A 17,833-nucleotide genomic window follows, 5' to 3' on the forward strand; every position below is an offset into this window, starting at 1 on the left:
ACGTGGAAGTTCGTCATGACTGGACAGTTGCTGAAGTAAGAGCACTGCTTGAAAAACCGTTTATGGATTTAATGTTTGAAGCTCAAGTGGTTCATAGACAGTACCAAGAGCACAACCACGTGCAGGTGAGTACGCTTCTATCGATTAAAACCGGTGCTTGTCCTGAAGACTGTAAATACTGCCCTCAAAGTGCTCACTACCGAACGGATGTCGACAAAGAACGCTTAATGGAAGTCGAGCGTGTTTTGGATGCGGCGCAAAAAGCCAAAAACGCGGGTTCGACTCGTTTCTGTATGGGCGCGGCATGGAAAAATCCGAAAGAACGCGATATGCCTCACCTAACTGACATGATCAAAGGTGTGAAAGGCATGGGCCTAGAAACCTGTATGACGCTAGGTATGCTAACGCCCGATCAAGCTGGCGAGTTAGCGGATGCAGGTCTGGATTACTACAACCACAACCTTGATACTTCTCCGGAGTTCTACGGCAGCATCATTACTACTCGTACTTACCAAGATCGTTTAGATACATTATCTCACGTGCGTGATGCCGGTATGAAGATCTGTTCTGGTGGTATTATTGGTATGGGTGAAAGCACCAATGATCGTGCGGGTCTACTTGTAGAACTGGCTAACCTTCCAGTACACCCTGAGAGTGTGCCAATCAACATGCTCGTAAAAGTGAAAGGCACACCGATGGAAAACGTTGATGATGTTGAGTCTTTTGACTTCATTAAGCTTATTGCGATTGCTCGCATCATGATGCCAATGTCTGCGGTTCGTCTATCTGCAGGTCGTGAGAACATGAATGAACAGATGCAAGCGATGTGTTTCATGGCGGGTGCAAATTCTATCTTCTACGGCTGTAAGTTACTTACTACGCCAAACCCAGACGAAGACACGGATATGCAGTTGTTTAAGAAGTTGGGTATCAATAGCCAACAGGTGGCTCAAAAGCCTGACGAAATTCAAGAAAATGAACTGTTAGATCAAGTGGTGGAGCGCGTTGCTGCTCGTCCAACGAAAGATGACATGTTCTACGATGCCACTGTTTAAATCTCGCATCAAAAGTGCCCTTGCTCATCGTCGCGAGCAAGGGCTAACTCGTCAACTTAAGGTACTCGAAAACAGCAATAGCCCTTTGCTTAATAGTGAAGGTTCTAACTTCATTAATTTTTCGAGTAATGACTATTTAGGCTTGGCAAACGATCTTGAACTGGTCGATGCATGGCAAACCGGACTTTCCCAATATGGTGCCGGCAGTGCGGCATCGCCATTGGTCACAGGTTTTAGTCCTGCTCATCTAAATTTAGAGGCTCAGCTGTGTGAATGGCTTGGATTTGAACGAGCCATACTCTTTAGTTCTGGTTTCAGCGCTAATCAAGCTTTGTTGTTTTCTCTGCTCGAAAAAGACGACTCTCTGTTGCAAGACAAACTTAACCACGCCTCTTTAATGGAAGCGGGGATGCTTTCACCTGCAACCATGAAACGCTTTAAGCACAACGACACGCAGCATCTAGAGTCTCTACTAAGCCAATCTCCACAATCCTTGGTCGTGACTGAGGGCGTTTTCAGCATGGATGGCGATCAAGCGCCTCTCAGCCAGATCTTTAACCTGACTCATCAATACGACAGTTGGTTGGTGGTTGATGATGCCCACGGTATCGGCGTATTAGGTGATAAAGGGGCTGGGAGTTGCAGTGCAGCACAAATCTCACCGGATATTTTGGTGGTGACCTTTGGCAAAGCATTTGGCCTTTCTGGTGCTGCGATTCTTTGTTCGTTAGAAGTGGGTGATTACTTAACTCAGTTTGCTCGTCATCATGTGTACTCGACGGCGATGCCACCTTCACAAGCAGTGGCTTTGTCTCATGCGTGTCAGATGATTCAGACGCAAGAGTGGCGTCGAGAGAAGCTCATGAAGCTAGGTGCGATCTATGCGGAGGAGATGAGTGGCGTGAAAGGTTTTATAGATACTCAGACTCCGATTAAGCCGTTTGTAATCGGTGAAGCACAGGCGGCACTGTCTGTTGCTGAAGAATTAAAGCGTAAACAAGTTTGGGTAACGGCGATAAGGCCGCCAACCGTTCCGAAAGGGACAGCTCGTTTGCGTATTACCTTAACGGCGAATCACAGTGAGGATCAGATTCATCAGTTAACCAGGTCGTTGCATCAGGCAATTGACCGAAGCAGTGAATCGGGCATCGATCCAAGCTTAGAATCAAATAAAGAGGCTCAGTAAATGTCACAAGAAGCAGTAGTGAATAATTACGTAGGCCAAGACAAAAGTGCGATTGCCAAAGCCTTCGGAAACGCAGCAACAACCTATGACAAACACGCTGAGTTTCAGCGAGATGTCGGCCACCGACTACTGGATAAGTTACCGAGTGATCTATCAGGGTTAAAGGTGCTCGATTTAGGTTGTGGGACTGGTTATTTCTCAGAGCAACTTGTAAAACGAGGGGCCGAAGTAGTATGCGCTGATCTTTCTGTTGGAATGTTGGAAACAGCAGAAAAACGTTGTGGCGCATCTGTCTCTTTATACCAACAAGCCGATGCCGAACAATTACCGTTTGAAGATGGGTGTTTTGACATCGTTTTCTCTAGCCTTGCGTTGCAATGGTGTGACGACTTGTCGTTGCCTTTGAAAGAGATGAAGCGTGTCACTGCGGCTGGTGGGTCTGTGATTTTCTCAACTTTGCTTTATGGGTCACTGTTTGAGTTAGAAAAATCATGGTCTAAAATTGACACACATCAACACGTTAACCATTTTATTACAATCAATCAGGTAAAAATTGCGTTAGCGCAATCTAGCTGTACGGCTCATCAACTAGACTTGCCCACCATCACCGTTTGGTACGACACTGCGTTTGAACTGATGCGCGACCTTAAAGGTATCGGCGCTAATCACGTAAGTGGTCGCTCACAAGGTTTAACAAGTCGCCGCATGTTGCAGCTCGTTGAACGGGAATATCGAGAGTTTAAAAACCATCAAGGTTTCTTGCCAGCAACATATCAAGTTTGTTTAGGGGTTATTCAATTATGATTGATGCATTATTCATTGCAGGTACGGATACCGAAGTTGGAAAGACTGTGGTTTCAAAAGCGATTCTTCAAGCTTTAGCCGCGCAAGATTTATCAACAATTGGCTATAAGCCAGTTGCTGCCGGAAGCGAGCAATACCCAGAAGGGTTGCGTAATAGTGATGCATTGCACCTTCAAGAAGCGGCAACGCAAGATATTGCTTACGAAGACGTGAATCCATATGCGTTATTGCTACCGTCATCGCCTCACATCGCGGCAAAGCATGACGGTGTAGTGATTGATACAGCGATATTATCAGCGAAGCTTGAAGCGCATAAGCAAAATTCTGATATCGTTCTAGTTGAAGGTGCTGGTGGTTGGCGTGTTCCGGTTTCAGACGACGAATATCTGTCTAGCTGGGTTAAAAAAGAACAGCTTCCAGTGGTTTTGACTGTAGGTATTAAACTGGGTTGTTTGAGCCATGCTCTATTAACGGCAGAAGCGATTCGTGCTGACGGCCTAAATCTAGTAGGTTGGGTAGCGAACCGTATTAATCCAGGCACTGAACATTATGCTGATATTATTGCGATGCTTGAGGATAAGCTAGGTGCACCGAAGTTAGGTGAAATTCCTTACGTACCAAAAGCGAAGTCAAAGAACATTGGTAAGTACATTAATGTTCAACCACTACTTGATCTTTAAATCTCAAGTTATACGTCAAACAAGAAAAGGGCTGCGATTGCAGCCCTTTTTCTCTGTTAAGCCTTTGACCATTGGTTTATAAACAATTGGTCTGTTACATAAGCAAGCTTAGGATCAATGTTCTTTTGTTAGTCCCATTAGCGCTTGCTGTGTTTCTGTGATTTCTGCCTGAGCCGTTTGCGGTGTTAGAATTCCAATCTGCTTTTTCGCTTCTTCTTCAGTAATCCCTAGGTGACAGCACAGTAAATCGATAGCCATTTGAGTGTTAGTACCTTCAACCATGATCGTTCCCTTTTTGTACATGGACTAGCCAATAAATCATCTGAAGTCACTGTAAACGGATTGTTATATCGACACCATACGACTTAGGTCTAATAGACCATAATTAACGCGGCTACAATCTCGTAATCAAATGTTGCAATTTAATGCTTAACCTTGTTTTCTTAATCTAAGACTATATGTATAAGTAAGTATAAGTCTTCAAGGCTGGAATCAATTGCTGTCTGCCTTGCCTATAACAATAAGTTTTATAAAAATAGCTTTCATGCGGAGATAAGTAATGAAGCGAGTAATGTTGTTCCTTGCAACCAACCTTGCGGTTGTATTGGTACTAAGTGTTGTTCTTAATATTGTATATGCAGTTACAGGTATGCAACCAGGAAGCCTTTCAGGCTTGTTGTTAATGGCTGCAGTATTTGGTTTTGGCGGTTCATTCATTTCATTAATGATGTCAAAGAAAATGGCACTACGCTCAGTAGGCGGCATGGTCATTGAAAGCCCACGTAACGAAACAGAACATTGGTTGATGGAGACGGTAAGCCGTCAATCTCAACAAGTTGGTATTGGTATGCCAACAGTGGCGATCTACGACTCGCCAGACATCAATGCATTCGCGACGGGTGCTAAGCGTGATGATTCATTGGTCGCAGTATCAACAGGTCTTCTACACAACATGACGCGTGATGAAGCTGAAGCAGTATTAGCGCATGAAGTTAGCCACATTGCGAACGGAGACATGGTGACCATGACGTTAATGCAGGGTGTTGTGAACACGTTCGTTATCTTCTTATCTCGTTTCATCGCTAACATTGTTGCGTCGAATGACAACGAAGAAGAGGGCGGCAGCAACATGATGGTGTACTTCGGTGTGTCTATGGTGTTGGAATTGGTATTTGGTTTCTTAGCAAGCTTCATTACGATGTGGTACAGCCGTCATCGTGAATTCCATGCCGATGCAGGTGCAGCGAACCTAGTGGGTAAAGAGAAGATGATTGCCGCTCTGGAGCGTCTAAAGGTGAGCCACGAACCACAACTAGAAGGTTCTATGATGGCGTTTGGTATCAACGGTAAGAAGTCTCTTACTGAGCTACTAATGAGCCATCCACCGTTAGATAAGCGTATTGCGTCTTTACGCAACATGTAAGCTCCAACACAAACTGCTGTCGTTAAGCGGCAATATGTATTCTAAAGGCTTCCTTCGGGAGGCCTTTTTTGGTCTTGGCGTTTAAGGATGTTTGTTTAATGCGGCTTGCTGTATTTGAATGGGGTGGGCTAGTTGGGGAAGTCAGGTTTGATTTACGGCTGTTCTTTTACTTAGGACGCGAGCGATAGTTCAAGGTTCTTTGTTATACGCAACAAAAAGGCTTCCACATGGGAAGCCTTAGTCTATTCTGTGATTCGAAATTCGAACCTTACAGCTTGTCAGTTAGCTCGATTGCTTGACCGATGTAGTTCGCTGGAGTCATCTCTTTTAGGCGAACTTTCTCGTCTTCAGGGATCTCTAGACCATCGATGAATGCACGCATGCCTTCGCCATCTACACGCTTACCACGAGTTAGCTCTTTTAGCTTCTCGTATGGCTTCTCGATGCCGTAACGACGCATTACTGTTTGTACTGGTTCAGCCAATACTTCCCAGTTCTTGTCTAGTTCAGCAAGTAGCGCAGCACGGTTAACTTCAAGCTTGCTAATACCTTTCAGAGTCGAAGTGTATGCAATGATTGCGTAGCCAACACCCACACCTAGGTTACGAAGAACCGTAGAGTCAGTAAGGTCACGCTGCCAGCGAGAAACTGGAAGTTTTTGTGCAAGGTGGCTGAATACTGCGTTAGCTAGACCAAGGTTGCCTTCAGAGTTTTCGAAGTCAATTGGGTTAACTTTATGCGGCATAGTAGAAGAGCCGATTTCGCCAGCAATAGTCTTCTGCTTGAAGTGACCAAGAGCAATGTAGCCCCAAACGTCACGGTCGAAGTCAAGAAGGATCGTGTTGAAACGAGCAATTGCATCGAATAGCTCAGCGATGTAATCGTGAGGTTCGATTTGAGTTGTATACGGGTTCCAAGTTACGCCAAGAGATTCAGTGATGAACTCTTCGCTGAACTTGTGCCATTCAACTTCTGGGTATGCAGAAAGGTGTGCGTTGTAGTTACCTACAGCGCCGTTGATTTTCGCTAGGATCTCAACGTTTTCGATTTGCTTGAATTGACGTTCCATACGGTACGCAACGTTAGCCATCTCTTTACCCATAGTAGAAGGAGAAGCTGGCTGACCATGTGTACGAGACAATAGAGGAATATCACGGTACTCGTTCGCAAGTGCTTTGATAGCATCAATTACGTTACGGATTTCTGGAAGAATCACAGTGTCACGAGCTTCTTTAAGCATAAGTGCGTGAGATGTGTTGTTGATGTCTTCAGAAGTACATGCAAAGTGAATGAATTCATTTACTGCGTGAAGTTCAGGAACGCCAGCTACTTTCTCTTTCAAGAAGTATTCAACCGCTTTAACGTCGTGGTTTGTCGTGCGTTCGATCTCTTTGATACGCAGAGCGTCTTCTTCACTGAAGTTAGCGGCTAGTTCATCAAGAAACTGGTTAGCTTCTGCACTGAACGCTGGTACTTCTGCGATTGCATCAGTTTGTGCAAGCTTTTGTAACCAACGAATTTCAACGATAGAGCGGTATTTTAGTAGGCCAAATTCACTAAAGATGCTGCGTAGTGCAATAGTCTTACTTCCGTAACGGCCGTCTACTGGTGAAACAGCAGTCAATGCTGACAGTTCCATGGTGTTCTCCTGAATTGAGTTTTCTAAATTTTGAGAGGTTTATACCAGTAACAATCTCAATTGTCACGCACATTGCGCAAACGTTTGCGTGAGAGTTGTGTTGATACAAAAAAACAAGCTCGCGACGAGGCGCGAGCTAATAAATCACATTCGAGCTAATAAGATTTGAGCTTGCTCGATCATCTTCTTACGACCGAAGATTAGGTGGCGACGTTTACCGCCAACCTGGCGCCAAAGCACAGCGCTTCGAATCCCTGATAGAAGAAGCGCACGAACCTTATGTTGGCTCGACGTCTGTTGAAGTACTGATGGTGTCCCAGATACCTGAATGCGAGGGCCGATAGGACTCACAACATCTAGGTAGATGCTCGCTAAGTTACTGATCATTTGCTCGTCAAACAGATCAAAGTGTTCAGTTTGGCGTTCTGCCGTTTGTATACGGTCGCCAAGTTGAGACATCGAATCGTTACGAGAAGATAGTTTACGCTCAAGCGCCATCAAGCTGATGATGTAGCGCGTGATATCGCTACCAGCTGGAGTACTATCGATACCTTTTACTAAGCACTCAAGGCCAAGCTTTAGGTTCGCTTCACGTCCAAATACGCCCACAGTATTCACCGGATTGGTATTCAAAATAGCACTGAGTGAAGCTTCGAAGGCATCTTTATCACAATGGCCGTCTTTCGCTACTTGTTGAACCAAAGCCACAGCTTGGCAAATTCCGGCGAAAGCAATAGTACGGTCATAAAGTGTATTAGCCACGTAGTAACTCCTAGTTGTCTTCTATCGTTCGTTTGATAATAGTTAGATGCGCTTTTCGATGATACCACCACCAAGACAAACGTCGTCTAGATAGAATACTGCCGATTGACCAGGGGTCACAGCAATCTGTGGTTCATCAAAAATAACCTTAATGTTCTCGTCATCAATTGGGATGATTGTACAAGGAATATCGGTTTGACGGTAACGAGTTTTTACCGTGCATGTCATAACTTCAGTAATTGGTGTGCGATTTACCCAGTGAAGCTGAGAAGCAATCAAACCCTCTGATTTCAAAAGAGGGTGGTCTTTACCTTGTACTGCGATCAGCACATTACGCTTCAGATCTTTTTCACCAACAAACCATGGTTCTTCATTACCACCACCACCTTTGGTGCCACCAATATGCAGGCCTTTACGTTGACCTAATGTGTGGTACATCAAACCTTGGTGTTGACCAATTACTTGGCCTTCAGGTGTCTCGATGTTACCCGGCTGTGCTGGTAGGTACTTGCCTAAGAATTCAGTGAACTTACGTTCACCAATAAAGCAGATGCCCGTTGAGTCTTTTTTCTTTGCTGTAATCAAATCTTGTTCTTCAGCAATACGTCGCACTTCAGGTTTCTCTAATTCACCAACTGGGAATAGGCTGCGTGCCACTTGGTCTGAGCTTAATGTGTATAAGAAATAGCTTTGATCTTTGTTGCTGTCTAGGCCACGTAGCATTTCTGGTTTCACACCAGCGTCTAGCTCTTCTTGAGTAGGAAAAGTACGACGAACGTAGTGACCCATCGCAATGTAGTCTGCGTCTAATACTTCATCTGCAAACTCTAAGAATGCTTTGAATTTGATTTCTTTATTACAAAGAATGTCTGGGTTTGGCGTACGACCTGCTTTGTACTCAGCAAGGAAGTATTCGAATACATTGTCCCAGTACTCTGCGGCAAAGTTGATAGTGTGAAGGTGGATACCTAATTTGTCACATACCGCTTGAGCATCAGCAAGATCTTCAGCTGCCGTGCAGTATTCTTCGTTATCGTCTTCTTCCCAGTTTTTCATGAAAAGGCCTTCTACCTGATAGCCTTGTTGCTGAAGAAGATACGCCGATACTGACGAATCTACACCGCCGGACATACCGACAATTACTTTCTTTTCGCTGTTTCCAGAGCTGATATCTGACATGTCTAAACACCGTTACTATTACTTGGTCGCAGATTCTAACAGAAAGAGAAACGCCGTGACAGATCCGAGACCGGAATCACAGTTTCATTTGCACAAATAGTGCGCTGACTTTGTTAGAGAATCGCATGAGAGCGAGGTGAGTCGCTAGGATGTCAGAAGTATATGTGGCATAGTCGCTCGAAATCCAAGACCTGAGATAAAAAAATGTCTGAACAAAATGAATTTATGCAAGAAGAAGAGCTGATTGAGATCATCGAGAACCAGCTTGAGGATGGCGAACCAGTGAAAGTGAAAGAGACGTTGATGCGTTTAATGATGACTGGTACACCGCGTGAAGAAGCAATTGCGGCTATGGCATGTGCACTGGCTATTGAAGTATTTGACGTAATGAAAAATGGTGCAGAGTTCAATCAAAAACGTTATGCAGAGCATTTGGGTATGCTGCCTGATTTAAGCTTTATGGAAGGCGAATAAAAAAATAGTACAGCAAACGTTTGCTATAGTTTGAAAGATTGCCGCGTTAAATATTGCGCGGTAGAATCCGCCACCTATTTCCCCTTGACTTAGACTAGCCCTATGAAATTCCCTGGACAACGTAAATCAAAGCACTATTTTCCGGTTCACGCTCGTGACCCTTTAGTTAGCCAAGCTCAAACTAGTAAAAGAATGTCACGTACTCATATTATCGGCATTGACCAAACATTGGTGGATATCGAAGCGAAAGTGAGTTCTGAGCTAATCGAAAAATATGGCTTAAGTAAGGGACATTCGCTAGTCATCGGTGACGAAGCTGCAGAGTCTTTATATCAAGAATTAAAAGAGCAGTGCTTGATTACCAATGAATATGCTGGTGGTACGATCGGCAATACATTACACAACTATTCAGTGCTGGCAGATGACCGTTCAACGCTGCTAGGTGTAATGAGCCAAGATATTAAGATTGGTAGCTATGGTTATCGTTATTTATGTAATACATCAAGCAGAATGGATCTGAATCATTTACAAGGGGTAGATGGCGCAATTGGTCGCTGCTTTGCATTAATTACTGAAGATGGTGAACGTACTTTCGCAATTAGCGAAGGTCAAATGAACCAACTAAAACCTGATAGTATTCCTGAAAAGATCTTCAAAAGTGCTTCTGCTTTGGTATTAACCGCTTATTTAGTTCGTTGTAAACCTGGCGACCCAATGCCTGATGCAACAATGAAAGCGATCGAGTACGCGAAGAAATATGATGTACCCGTTGTATTAACGTTGGGAACTAAATTCGTTATTCAAGATGATCCAGAGTTTTGGAAAGATTTCCTTGAGCAGCATGTAACAGTTGTTGCAATGAACGAAGACGAAGCGGAAGCGTTAACTGGTGAAAGTGATCCTCTTGCCGCTTCTGACAAAGCGCTAGAGTGGGTTGACTTAGTTCTATGTACTGCAGGCCCTGTTGGCCTATTTATGGCGGGTTACACAGAAGACGCCGCAAAGCGTGAAACGTCTTTACCTCTATTACCGGGTTCTATTGCGGAATTTAACCGTTACGAGTTTAGCCGTCCTGCTCATAAAAACTTATGTGACAACCCGACTAAGATCTATTCGCACATTGCACCTTATATGGGTGGCCCTGAAAAGATCAAGAATACCAATGGTGCAGGTGATGCTGCGTTATCGGCTTTATTGCATGATATGGCTGCGAATAAATACCACAAAGAAAACGTGCCTAACTCAAGTAAGCACCAACATTCATTTTTGACGTATTCGTCTTTCTCGCAAGTTTGTAAATATTCAAACCGAGCAAGTTATGAAGTGTTAGTTCAACACTCTCCACGTTTATCTCGTGGTCTTCCTGAAAGAGAAGACAGTTTAGAAGAAGCTTACTGGGAAAGATAAGGTGTAGTACTTATCAAATGAACTTCTCGGTTTATTAAGTACGCTACTGTGTTTATCAAATCCAGTAACGAATAACAAAATATAAAAAAGGCTCCGAAAGGAGCCTTTTTTGTTTCTGAATATATTCAAGCCGTAAATAATACTTTGGTCGACTTAAATATTAATTCTATTGCTTAGTGTGTTATTGATTATTCACTTAGCAAACACGATGCGTTAAAGAGCAAACTCTTCTAGAGATTTACCAGCATCTAGTTGTTCTTGGATAGCTGAAGGCGTACGGCCTTGACCTGTCCAAGTTTTCTCGTTGCCGTTTGCATCTACATATTTGTATTTAGCTGGGCGAGGAGCACGTTTAGCTTTTGTCGTTTTAGATTTTGCTTCACCAGAAAGTGCAGCGATAAGATCAGCAACATCAATTCCGTCTTTTGCAATTTGTTCAGCGATAGCAGAAAGCTTAGCTTCTTGCTCTGCTTTAGCAGCACGTTCTTCAGCTTCAGACTCTTGACGCTCTTGTACAACAATAGTCAGCTTGTCTAGCGCTTCTTCAAGTTGCTCAAGAGTTAATTCACGTGAGAATGCACGAAGGCTGCGGATATTTAATAAAGTTTTTGTTAATTCAGACATGATATTTCCCATCAAGGTAAACTAAATAATCCTCCTAATAATAAACAGAGCCTAGGAATAAAACAAATAGTATTTCTTCTATTACATATTTAAATAAAGAATTGAGATGAATAGTTGAAAATGAAAAGGCGAACTCCTAGTGAATTTATAATAATTATTAAGAATATCTAAAAAACTGATATGTGACTGGTGGAGTAATTACCTTAAGTTGACTATTCTTCTATTGATTACTTCATTAACAAAAAACTATTTTTGTCGGAATGATATGTTGCAATGCTGCCCTTGATGAGTACAATTGCGGCTACCTGATGCGATGCTTTGGTTGATTTGTTGTTAAACTTTGGTTTCAACGGTTAATAATGTTATCGCACGTAGAGGTGCAATTATAAAAAGTAGTTTTCGTTGGGGTGATGCCAATGAACGGGAATGAAAGGTCTAATTGCCGAAGTAAATTGTATATCTAAGCAATTTGCTGGGGTTGTGCTCAATAGGTACAACACTGCCATAGTCTTAATTTTAAACTATGGAGCGCTACTGTAGGGTTGGGTGAAGTGTTCACTTCCCTTTCGCTTAGTTCAACATGAGCTTGATAAGCCGTATCAAGTTTGTCTGCAGTAGATCTCTAGCCAAATAAAAAACTGGTTTTTGAAGATCATGAATTTAATAGATTTTGCAACATCGCCTTTATCTTTGCTTCCTCCCCTTGTGGCCTTAACTCTCGCTATTGTTACCCGCCGTGTATTGGTTTCCTTGGGTGTCGGTATCGTTATGGGTGCGATTTTACTTGCTGATTACTCAGTAGGTAACGCAGCTAGCTACGTGTTTACTAAAGCTTCTGGTGTTTTCATCGAAGATGGTGGCATTAATACCTGGAACATGAGCATCGTCGCATTCCTAATTATTCTTGGAATGACAACCGCCTTATTAACATTATCTGGTGGTACGCGAGCATTCGCTGAGTGGGCCCAGTCTCGTGTTAAGAGCAAACGTGGTTCAAAACTACTTGCTGCTTTCTTGGGTGTGTTCATTTTTGTTGATGATTACTTCAACAGCTTAGCGGTAGGTGCTATCTCTCGTCCTGTTACAGACCGCTTTTACGTATCTCGCGCTAAGCTTGCTTATATTCTGGATTCTACTGCTGCTCCAATGTGTGTGATCATGCCGGCTTCTAGCTGGGGTGCTTACATCATTACTATTATTGGTGGCATCTTAGTAACACACGGTGTGACAGAGTACTCAGCATTGGGTGCTTACGTTCGTCTTATCCCGATGAATTTCTACGCTGTGTTCGCACTATTAATGGTATTTGCCGTTGCATGGTTCGGTCTAGATGTTGGTAAAATGCGTGAACATGAGATCGAAGCATCTCAAGGCCGTGGCTTTGAAGGTGACAACGATCAAAAGCAAGCTCACGACCTAAATGAAGAGCTAGACATTCAAGAGAGTGAAAACGGCTCTGTCTCTGATCTCGTTATGCCAATCGTATCGTTAATCGTAGCGACGGTAGCTGCAATGCTTTATACCGGTGGTCAAGCGCTTACCGCTGACGGTCAAGCATTCAACTTGCTTGGTGCGTTTGAAAATACAGATGTAGGCAAGTCTCTTGTTTACGGTGGTGTTGTTGGCCTGCTTGTTGCGCTAGCGACAGTGTTTAAGCAAAAGCTGCCAATGTCTGATATCGCAAGAACAATGTGGATCGGTGCTAGCTCTATGTTTGGCGCTATCCTGATTCTTGTGTTTGCATGGACTATCGGTTCTGTTATCGGTGACATGAAAACCGGTTCTTACCTTTCGTCTCTAGCAACAGGTAACATTGATTACCACTGGCTACCTGTTATTTTGTTCCTTCTTGCTGGCCTGATGGCATTCTCGACAGGCACATCATGGGGTACATTTGGTATCATGCTTCCTATCGCGGGTGACATGGCTGCAGCCTCTGACATCGCTCTAATTCTGCCTATGTTAAGTGCGGTTCTTGCGGGTTCTGTGTTTGGTGATCACTGTTCTCCAATCTCTGATACGACGATTCTCTCTTCTACCGGTGCTCGTTGTAACCACATTGACCACGTATCGACTCAGCTTCCTTATGCGCTGTCTGTGGCCTTCGTATCGTGTGTTGGTTTCATTACCTTAGGTATGACATCATCAACTGGCATCGCATTTGGTGCGGCGTCTCTAACGTTTGTTGCTGTATGCTTTGCATTGGCTTATTTCTCTCGCTGCAAAATGGCGACGTGCAACAGCTAATCATCATCTGATTGAATAATGAAAAGGGAGGCTGCGGCTTCCCTTTTTTGTACCTGTTAAATTAATTTGAGTTTTAGTGAAAAAAGTTCGAATAAATGGTTGAAAAAGGATGTCAGCTTAGTTAGTGTGGAGACAAGACAGCAAACAACCTAAGAGCTTATAAGTATGCGTAAATTAGTAATGAACATTCATCACCATCATCACCCTATCTAGTCTTTCGGGGAGATTTACGTATACCCGGGAGCAAGAATTCTCCCGGAGGTTAAGTCAAAGAATTTAGATTTAAACCCTCGGGACGACAAAGTCTTCCGAGGGTTTTTTAGTTTTAGCACTTTTAAATAATCAATAAATTCAAATATTTGCACAGGGATACAGCAATGCAGACACAACGCCTAAGAATCGCAATTCAAAAGAAAGGTCGCTTAAGTAAAGAGTGCCAAGACTTACTTAAAAAATGTGGTGTTAAATTTAACATCATGGGTGAGCGCCTAGTGGTTCATTCACTTAATATGCCAATCGACTTGTTACTGGTTCGTGATGATGACATTCCAGGTCTTATCATGGACGGTGTGGTTGACCTAGGTTTCATTGGTGAAAATGAGCTAGAAGAAGTTCGCCTAGACCGCGTTGCTCTAAAAGAGCCATCGCAATTTCGCACACTACGTCGTTTAGATTTCGGTGGTTGCCGCCTTTCTATCGCTATCAACAAAGATGAAGAATACAACGGCCCACAAGACCTAGCGGGTAAACGTATTGCAACAACCTACCCACAACTACTAAAAGCCTACATGGATGAGCAGGGTGTTGAATTCAGCACTTGTATGCTAACAGGCTCAGTTGAAGTAGCACCTCGAGCTGGACTAGCGGACGCTATCGCAGATTTGGTTTCTACAGGCGCTACGCTAGAAGCGAATGGCCTAAAAGAAGCAGAAGCTATTTTTCAATCTAAAGCAACGTTAATTCAACGCACCGGCGAATTTGATGCAGACAAAGAAGCATTAATTGAAAAACTACTGACTCGTATGCAAGGTGTTCAGCAAGCGAAAGAGTCGAAGTACATCATGCTTCACGCACCAACGTCTCAATTAGAGCAAATTAAAGCGCTATTGCCTGGAGCTGAAGATCCTACTGTTCTTCCTCTATCTACAGATAAAGACAAAGTTGCCGTTCACCTAGTAAGTACTGAGAACTTGTTCTGGGAAACTATGGAACAGCTGAAAGAGTTGGGTGCAAGCTCGATTCTAGTATTACCAATCGAAAAAATGATGGGGTAGTGACGATGAGAACCGTTGTTTGGCAATCTTTAAGTGAATCACAGCAAGACTCGGTATTAGAGCGTCCAGCTATTACTGAAGGTGCAAACATCACAGCGACTGTTTCTGATGTTATTGCAAAAGTACGAAATGAAGGCGACGCCGCACTCAAAGAACTGACTGAAAAGTTCGATCGTGTGACTCCTGAATCAATTCGAGTTACTTCGAATGAGATTGAAGAGGCGTGTGCTCGTCTAACACCAGAAATGAAGCAAGCGCTAGAGCAAGCTTATAGCAATATTGCCAAGTTTCATGAAGCTCAGAAGCCTCAGTCAATTAAGGTTGAAACTCAACCTGGCGTTTTGTGTGAGCAGGTAACGCGCGCGATTAATACGGTTGGTCTTTATATTCCTGGTGGCAGTGCGCCACTTCCGTCAACGGTTCTTATGTTAGGTGTACCCGCTCAGATTGCGGGTTGTCGTAAAGTTGTCTTGTGTTCGCCTCCACCAATTGCTGATGAAATCTTGTATGTCGCTAAGCTTTGTAAGATCGACGAGGTTTACAACGTTGGTGGTGGTCAAGCGGTTGCGGCAATGGCTTACGGTACCGAGAGTGTGGCTAAAGTCGATAAGATCTTCGGCCCGGGTAATGCCTATGTAACGGAAGCGAAACGCCAAGTCAGCAATGACTTCCGTGGTGCTGCAATTGACATGCCTGCTGGTCCATCAGAAGTGATGGTGATTGCAGATGAAACTGCAGATGCAGACTTCATCGCTGCGGATTTATTGAGCCAAGCGGAACACGGCCCTGATTCTCAGGTTGTCTTGGTTACGCCGTCTCCGGTTATTGCTGATCAAGTAACGGATGCGGTGCAGAAACAACTGAAAGAGTTGTCTCGCGCTAACATCGCTCAGCAAGCATTAGCATCTAGCTTGATTATCATCTCAGAATCAATCACTCAAGCTATCGCAATTTCGAACTTCTACGGTCCTGAGCACTTAATTGTTCAAACCAAGAATCCACGTGAGTTGTTGCCGTTGCTAGACAATGCAGGTTCAATATTCTTGGGTGACTGGTCTCCAGAGTCTGCAGGTGATTATGCATCAGGTACAAACCACGTATTGCCAACCTACGGTTACACCAAAACGTATTCGAGCCTAGGTTTAGCAGATTTCTCTAAACGTATGACAGTACAAGAACTAACAGCCGATGGCTTGAAAGGTCTAGCACCGACAGTGGTGACGATGGCTGAAGCCGAAGGTTTGGATGCTCACAAGCGTGCTGTGACTATCCGAGTTGAAAAGTTAAATAGAGCGAAGTAGGGGCGGAGCATGGAAAAGTTAGCAAGAAAACAAGTTCAGGCTCTAACACCTTACTTGTCTGCAAGGCGCATTGGCGGTAGCGGAGATGTATGGTTGAACGCCAATGAATCTCCGTTTGATAACGAGTACAGCTTAAATCTGACTCGCCTTAACCGCTACAGTGAATGTCAGCCAAAAGAATTAATCGATGCTTACGCACAATATGCAGGTGTAACACCAGAGCAAACATTGACAACACGTGGGGCTGACGAAGGCATTGAGTTACTGATTCGCGCTTTCTGTGAGCCAAACGAAGATGCAATTCTTTACTGTCCACCCACTTACGGTATGTATGCGATCAGCGCCGAAACCATTGGTGTCGAACGTAAAGTGGTGCCTCTGACCTCTGAATGGCAATTAGATCTTCCCTCTATTGAAGCTCAACTAGACAACGTGAAAGTGATATTTGTTTGTAGCCCAAACAACCCAACGGGTAACTTAGTTGATCGTAAAGACATCATTAAATTGCTTGAAATGACGCAAGACAAAGCGATTGTGGTGATGGATGAAGCGTATATCGACTTCTGCCCTGAAGCGTCAACGGTCGATTTGCTTGCTCAATATCCGAATTTAGCGATTTTGCGTACTCTTTCCAAAGCTTTCGCATTAGCGGGACTACGCTGTGGCTTTACGCTAGCAAACAAAGAGCTTATCGATGTACTGTTGAAAGTGATTGCACCATACCCAGTGCCAATCCCTGTTGCTGACATTGCGGTTCAAGCCCTTTCAGAGCAAGGTTTAGCAAGAGCTAAGTTTCAAGTTCTCGATTTAAGTGCTAATCGCGCTTATTTACAAGCTGGCCTACTTGGTATACCTCAAGTAACGGTATTTGATGGTTGGGGTAACTATTTATTGGTTAAATTCCCTAACGGTGACGAATTGTTCAAAGCGGCATGGGACACTGGCATCATCTTGCGTAATTCGCCAATTGAAGATTGTGTTCGTATTAGTATTGGTAATCGAGAAGAGTGCGAAAAGACACTTGGATTCATTCGTAACTTTTTTCAGTAACGAAGGCTTACCAGTAATCACATTGGACAGTTGTGTTTAATCAACATAGCTGGCCAATGAATCAGACATTTGGGTTAGCGGTTGATTTTAGCTAGGCCACCAGATTTAAAATTAAAAGGAAGTTCAAGTGAGTAAACAACAGAAAATACTTTTTATAGACCGTGATGGCACCTTAATTGTTGAGCCGCCAGTCGATTTTCAAGTAGACCGTTTAGACAAATTAAAATTCGAACCGCTCGTGATTCCTAGCTTGTTAGCATTGCAAGATGCGGGCTACCGTTTAGTGATGGTGACTAACCAAGATGGTCTAGGTACCGATAGCTACCCACAAGAAGATTTCGATGCACCACACAATATGATGATGGAGTTTTTCGAGTCTCAAGGCGTTAAGTTTGACGACGTGCTTATTTGTCCTCACTTTGACGAAGACAACTGCTCTTGCCGCAAGCCTAAGTTGGGTATGGTTAAAGAGTATCTACAGGGCGGTAAAGTCGACTTTCAACATTCTGTTGTGATTGGCGATCGAATGACTGATCTTCAACTTGCTGAGAACATGGCAATTCGCGGGATTCAATATGGCCCAGATGCGGAAACGGAAGGTACGCTTAACTGGCCACAGATTGTTAAAGATCTGACGGTTAATGCACGTGTTGCTGAAGTGGTTCGTACGACTAAAGAAACTGATATCAAGGTTGCAGTAAACCTTGATGAAACCGGTGGCAACAAGA

At 43.7% G+C, this 17,833-nt stretch carries 17 protein-coding genes, 1 riboswitch and 1 other annotated feature; of the genes, 12 read left to right on the plus strand and 5 right to left on the minus strand.

Annotated features, from left to right (window positions below; translation table 11 throughout):
- Window positions 1-2: 2 nt before the first annotated feature.
- Genes bioB through bioD form a run of 4 tightly spaced genes read left to right on the plus strand, consistent with a single transcriptional unit; the run spans window position 3 to window position 3,725 of the window.
- Window positions 3-1,055, plus strand: coding sequence for a biotin synthase BioB (gene bioB, locus IQO02_RS21505; protein WP_010439965.1), 1,053 nt, complete (start codon window positions 3-5; stop codon window positions 1,053-1,055).
- Window positions 1,042-2,241, plus strand: a complete 1,200-nt coding sequence (gene bioF / locus IQO02_RS21510) for an 8-amino-7-oxononanoate synthase (RefSeq protein WP_102282585.1) — start codon at window positions 1,042-1,044, stop codon at window positions 2,239-2,241. Before bioB ends, bioF begins: the two co-directional genes overlap by 14 nt.
- A complete protein-coding gene (gene bioC / locus IQO02_RS21515) occupies window positions 2,242-3,045 on the plus strand; it encodes a malonyl-ACP O-methyltransferase BioC (RefSeq protein ID WP_102282584.1) in 804 nt (267 codons plus the stop codon). It begins immediately after the preceding gene.
- Window positions 3,042-3,725, plus strand: a complete 684-nt coding sequence (gene bioD / locus IQO02_RS21520; RefSeq protein WP_010439972.1) for a dethiobiotin synthase — start codon at window positions 3,042-3,044, stop codon at window positions 3,723-3,725. Before bioC ends, bioD begins: the two co-directional genes overlap by 4 nt.
- A 114-nt stretch (window positions 3,726-3,839) precedes the next feature.
- Here bioD and IQO02_RS21525 read toward each other — a convergent pair whose 3' ends face one another.
- Window positions 3,840-4,007, minus strand: coding sequence for a hypothetical protein (locus IQO02_RS21525; RefSeq protein WP_010439975.1), 168 nt, complete (start codon window positions 4,005-4,007; stop codon window positions 3,840-3,842).
- A gap of 277 nt (window positions 4,008-4,284) precedes the next feature.
- Between IQO02_RS21525 and htpX the strand changes: the two genes are divergently transcribed.
- Window positions 4,285-5,148 carry a protease HtpX gene (gene htpX, locus IQO02_RS21530; RefSeq protein ID WP_010439977.1) on the plus strand — a complete coding sequence of 288 codons (864 nt, stop codon included), beginning with the start codon at window positions 4,285-4,287 and terminating at the stop codon, window positions 5,146-5,148.
- 268 nt (window positions 5,149-5,416) lie between these two features.
- Here the strand turns inward: htpX and purB are convergent, their stop codons facing one another.
- The 3 genes from purB to mnmA form a co-directional block, all read right to left on the minus strand.
- Window positions 5,417-6,787 (minus strand): adenylosuccinate lyase, encoded by a 1,371-nt coding sequence (purB, locus tag IQO02_RS21535; RefSeq protein WP_016768562.1) that lies wholly within the window; start codon window positions 6,785-6,787, stop codon window positions 5,417-5,419.
- 144 nt (window positions 6,788-6,931) lie between these two features.
- Window positions 6,932-7,549, minus strand: coding sequence for a high frequency lysogenization protein HflD (gene hflD / locus IQO02_RS21540; protein WP_010439981.1), 618 nt, complete (start codon window positions 7,547-7,549; stop codon window positions 6,932-6,934).
- A 42-nt stretch (window positions 7,550-7,591) separates the two neighbouring features.
- On the minus strand, window positions 7,592-8,728 hold the full coding sequence (gene mnmA, locus IQO02_RS21545; RefSeq protein WP_010439984.1) for a tRNA 2-thiouridine(34) synthase MnmA: 1,137 nt from the start codon (window positions 8,726-8,728) through the stop codon (window positions 7,592-7,594).
- A 204-nt stretch (window positions 8,729-8,932) separates the two neighbouring features.
- Here mnmA and IQO02_RS21550 point away from each other — a divergent pair, with 204 nt between their 5' ends.
- Both IQO02_RS21550 and IQO02_RS21555 read left to right on the plus strand, forming a co-directional pair.
- On the plus strand, window positions 8,933-9,202 hold the full coding sequence (locus IQO02_RS21550; RefSeq protein WP_010439986.1) for a hypothetical protein: 270 nt from the start codon (window positions 8,933-8,935) through the stop codon (window positions 9,200-9,202).
- A gap of 102 nt (window positions 9,203-9,304) precedes the next feature.
- Window positions 9,305-10,609, plus strand: coding sequence for an inosine/guanosine kinase (locus IQO02_RS21555; RefSeq protein ID WP_102282583.1), 1,305 nt, complete (start codon window positions 9,305-9,307; stop codon window positions 10,607-10,609).
- 213 nt (window positions 10,610-10,822) lie between these two features.
- Here IQO02_RS21555 and IQO02_RS21560 read toward each other — a convergent pair whose 3' ends face one another.
- A complete protein-coding gene (locus tag IQO02_RS21560) occupies window positions 10,823-11,233 on the minus strand; it encodes an H-NS family nucleoid-associated regulatory protein (RefSeq protein ID WP_010439989.1) in 411 nt (136 codons plus the stop codon).
- A gap of 364 nt (window positions 11,234-11,597) precedes the next feature.
- A riboswitch (Lysine riboswitch) is annotated at window positions 11,598-11,775 on the plus strand.
- A gap of 112 nt (window positions 11,776-11,887) precedes the next feature.
- Between IQO02_RS21560 and IQO02_RS21565 the strand changes: the two genes are divergently transcribed.
- The 5 genes from IQO02_RS21565 to hisB all read left to right on the plus strand — a co-directional run.
- Window positions 11,888-13,480 carry a Na+/H+ antiporter NhaC family protein gene (locus IQO02_RS21565; protein ID WP_010439990.1) on the plus strand — a complete coding sequence of 531 codons (1,593 nt, stop codon included), beginning with the start codon at window positions 11,888-11,890 and terminating at the stop codon, window positions 13,478-13,480.
- Window positions 13,481-13,668: 188 nt separating this feature from the next.
- Window positions 13,669-13,804, plus strand: a sequence feature (His leader region).
- Window positions 13,805-13,857: 53 nt separating this feature from the next.
- The gene (hisG, locus tag IQO02_RS21570; protein ID WP_016768563.1) at window positions 13,858-14,754 is read left to right on the plus strand and encodes an ATP phosphoribosyltransferase; all 897 of its coding nucleotides are present in this window, start codon (window positions 13,858-13,860) and stop codon (window positions 14,752-14,754) included.
- On the plus strand, window positions 14,754-16,055 hold the full coding sequence (gene hisD / locus IQO02_RS21575) for a histidinol dehydrogenase (RefSeq protein WP_016768564.1): 1,302 nt from the start codon (window positions 14,754-14,756) through the stop codon (window positions 16,053-16,055). Before hisG ends, hisD begins: the two co-directional genes overlap by 1 nt.
- A 9-nt stretch (window positions 16,056-16,064) precedes the next feature.
- Window positions 16,065-17,105 carry a histidinol-phosphate transaminase gene (hisC, locus tag IQO02_RS21580; RefSeq protein ID WP_010439993.1) on the plus strand — a complete coding sequence of 347 codons (1,041 nt, stop codon included), beginning with the start codon at window positions 16,065-16,067 and terminating at the stop codon, window positions 17,103-17,105.
- 127 nt (window positions 17,106-17,232) lie between these two features.
- Window positions 17,233-17,833, plus strand: a 601-nt coding sequence (gene hisB, locus IQO02_RS22325; RefSeq protein ID WP_322626538.1) for a histidinol-phosphatase, incomplete at its 3' end; no start/stop codon positions are given.

Source organism: Vibrio sp. OPT24 (assembly GCF_015163545.1).
Lineage (GTDB): Bacteria > Pseudomonadota > Gammaproteobacteria > Enterobacterales > Vibrionaceae > Vibrio > Vibrio cyclitrophicus.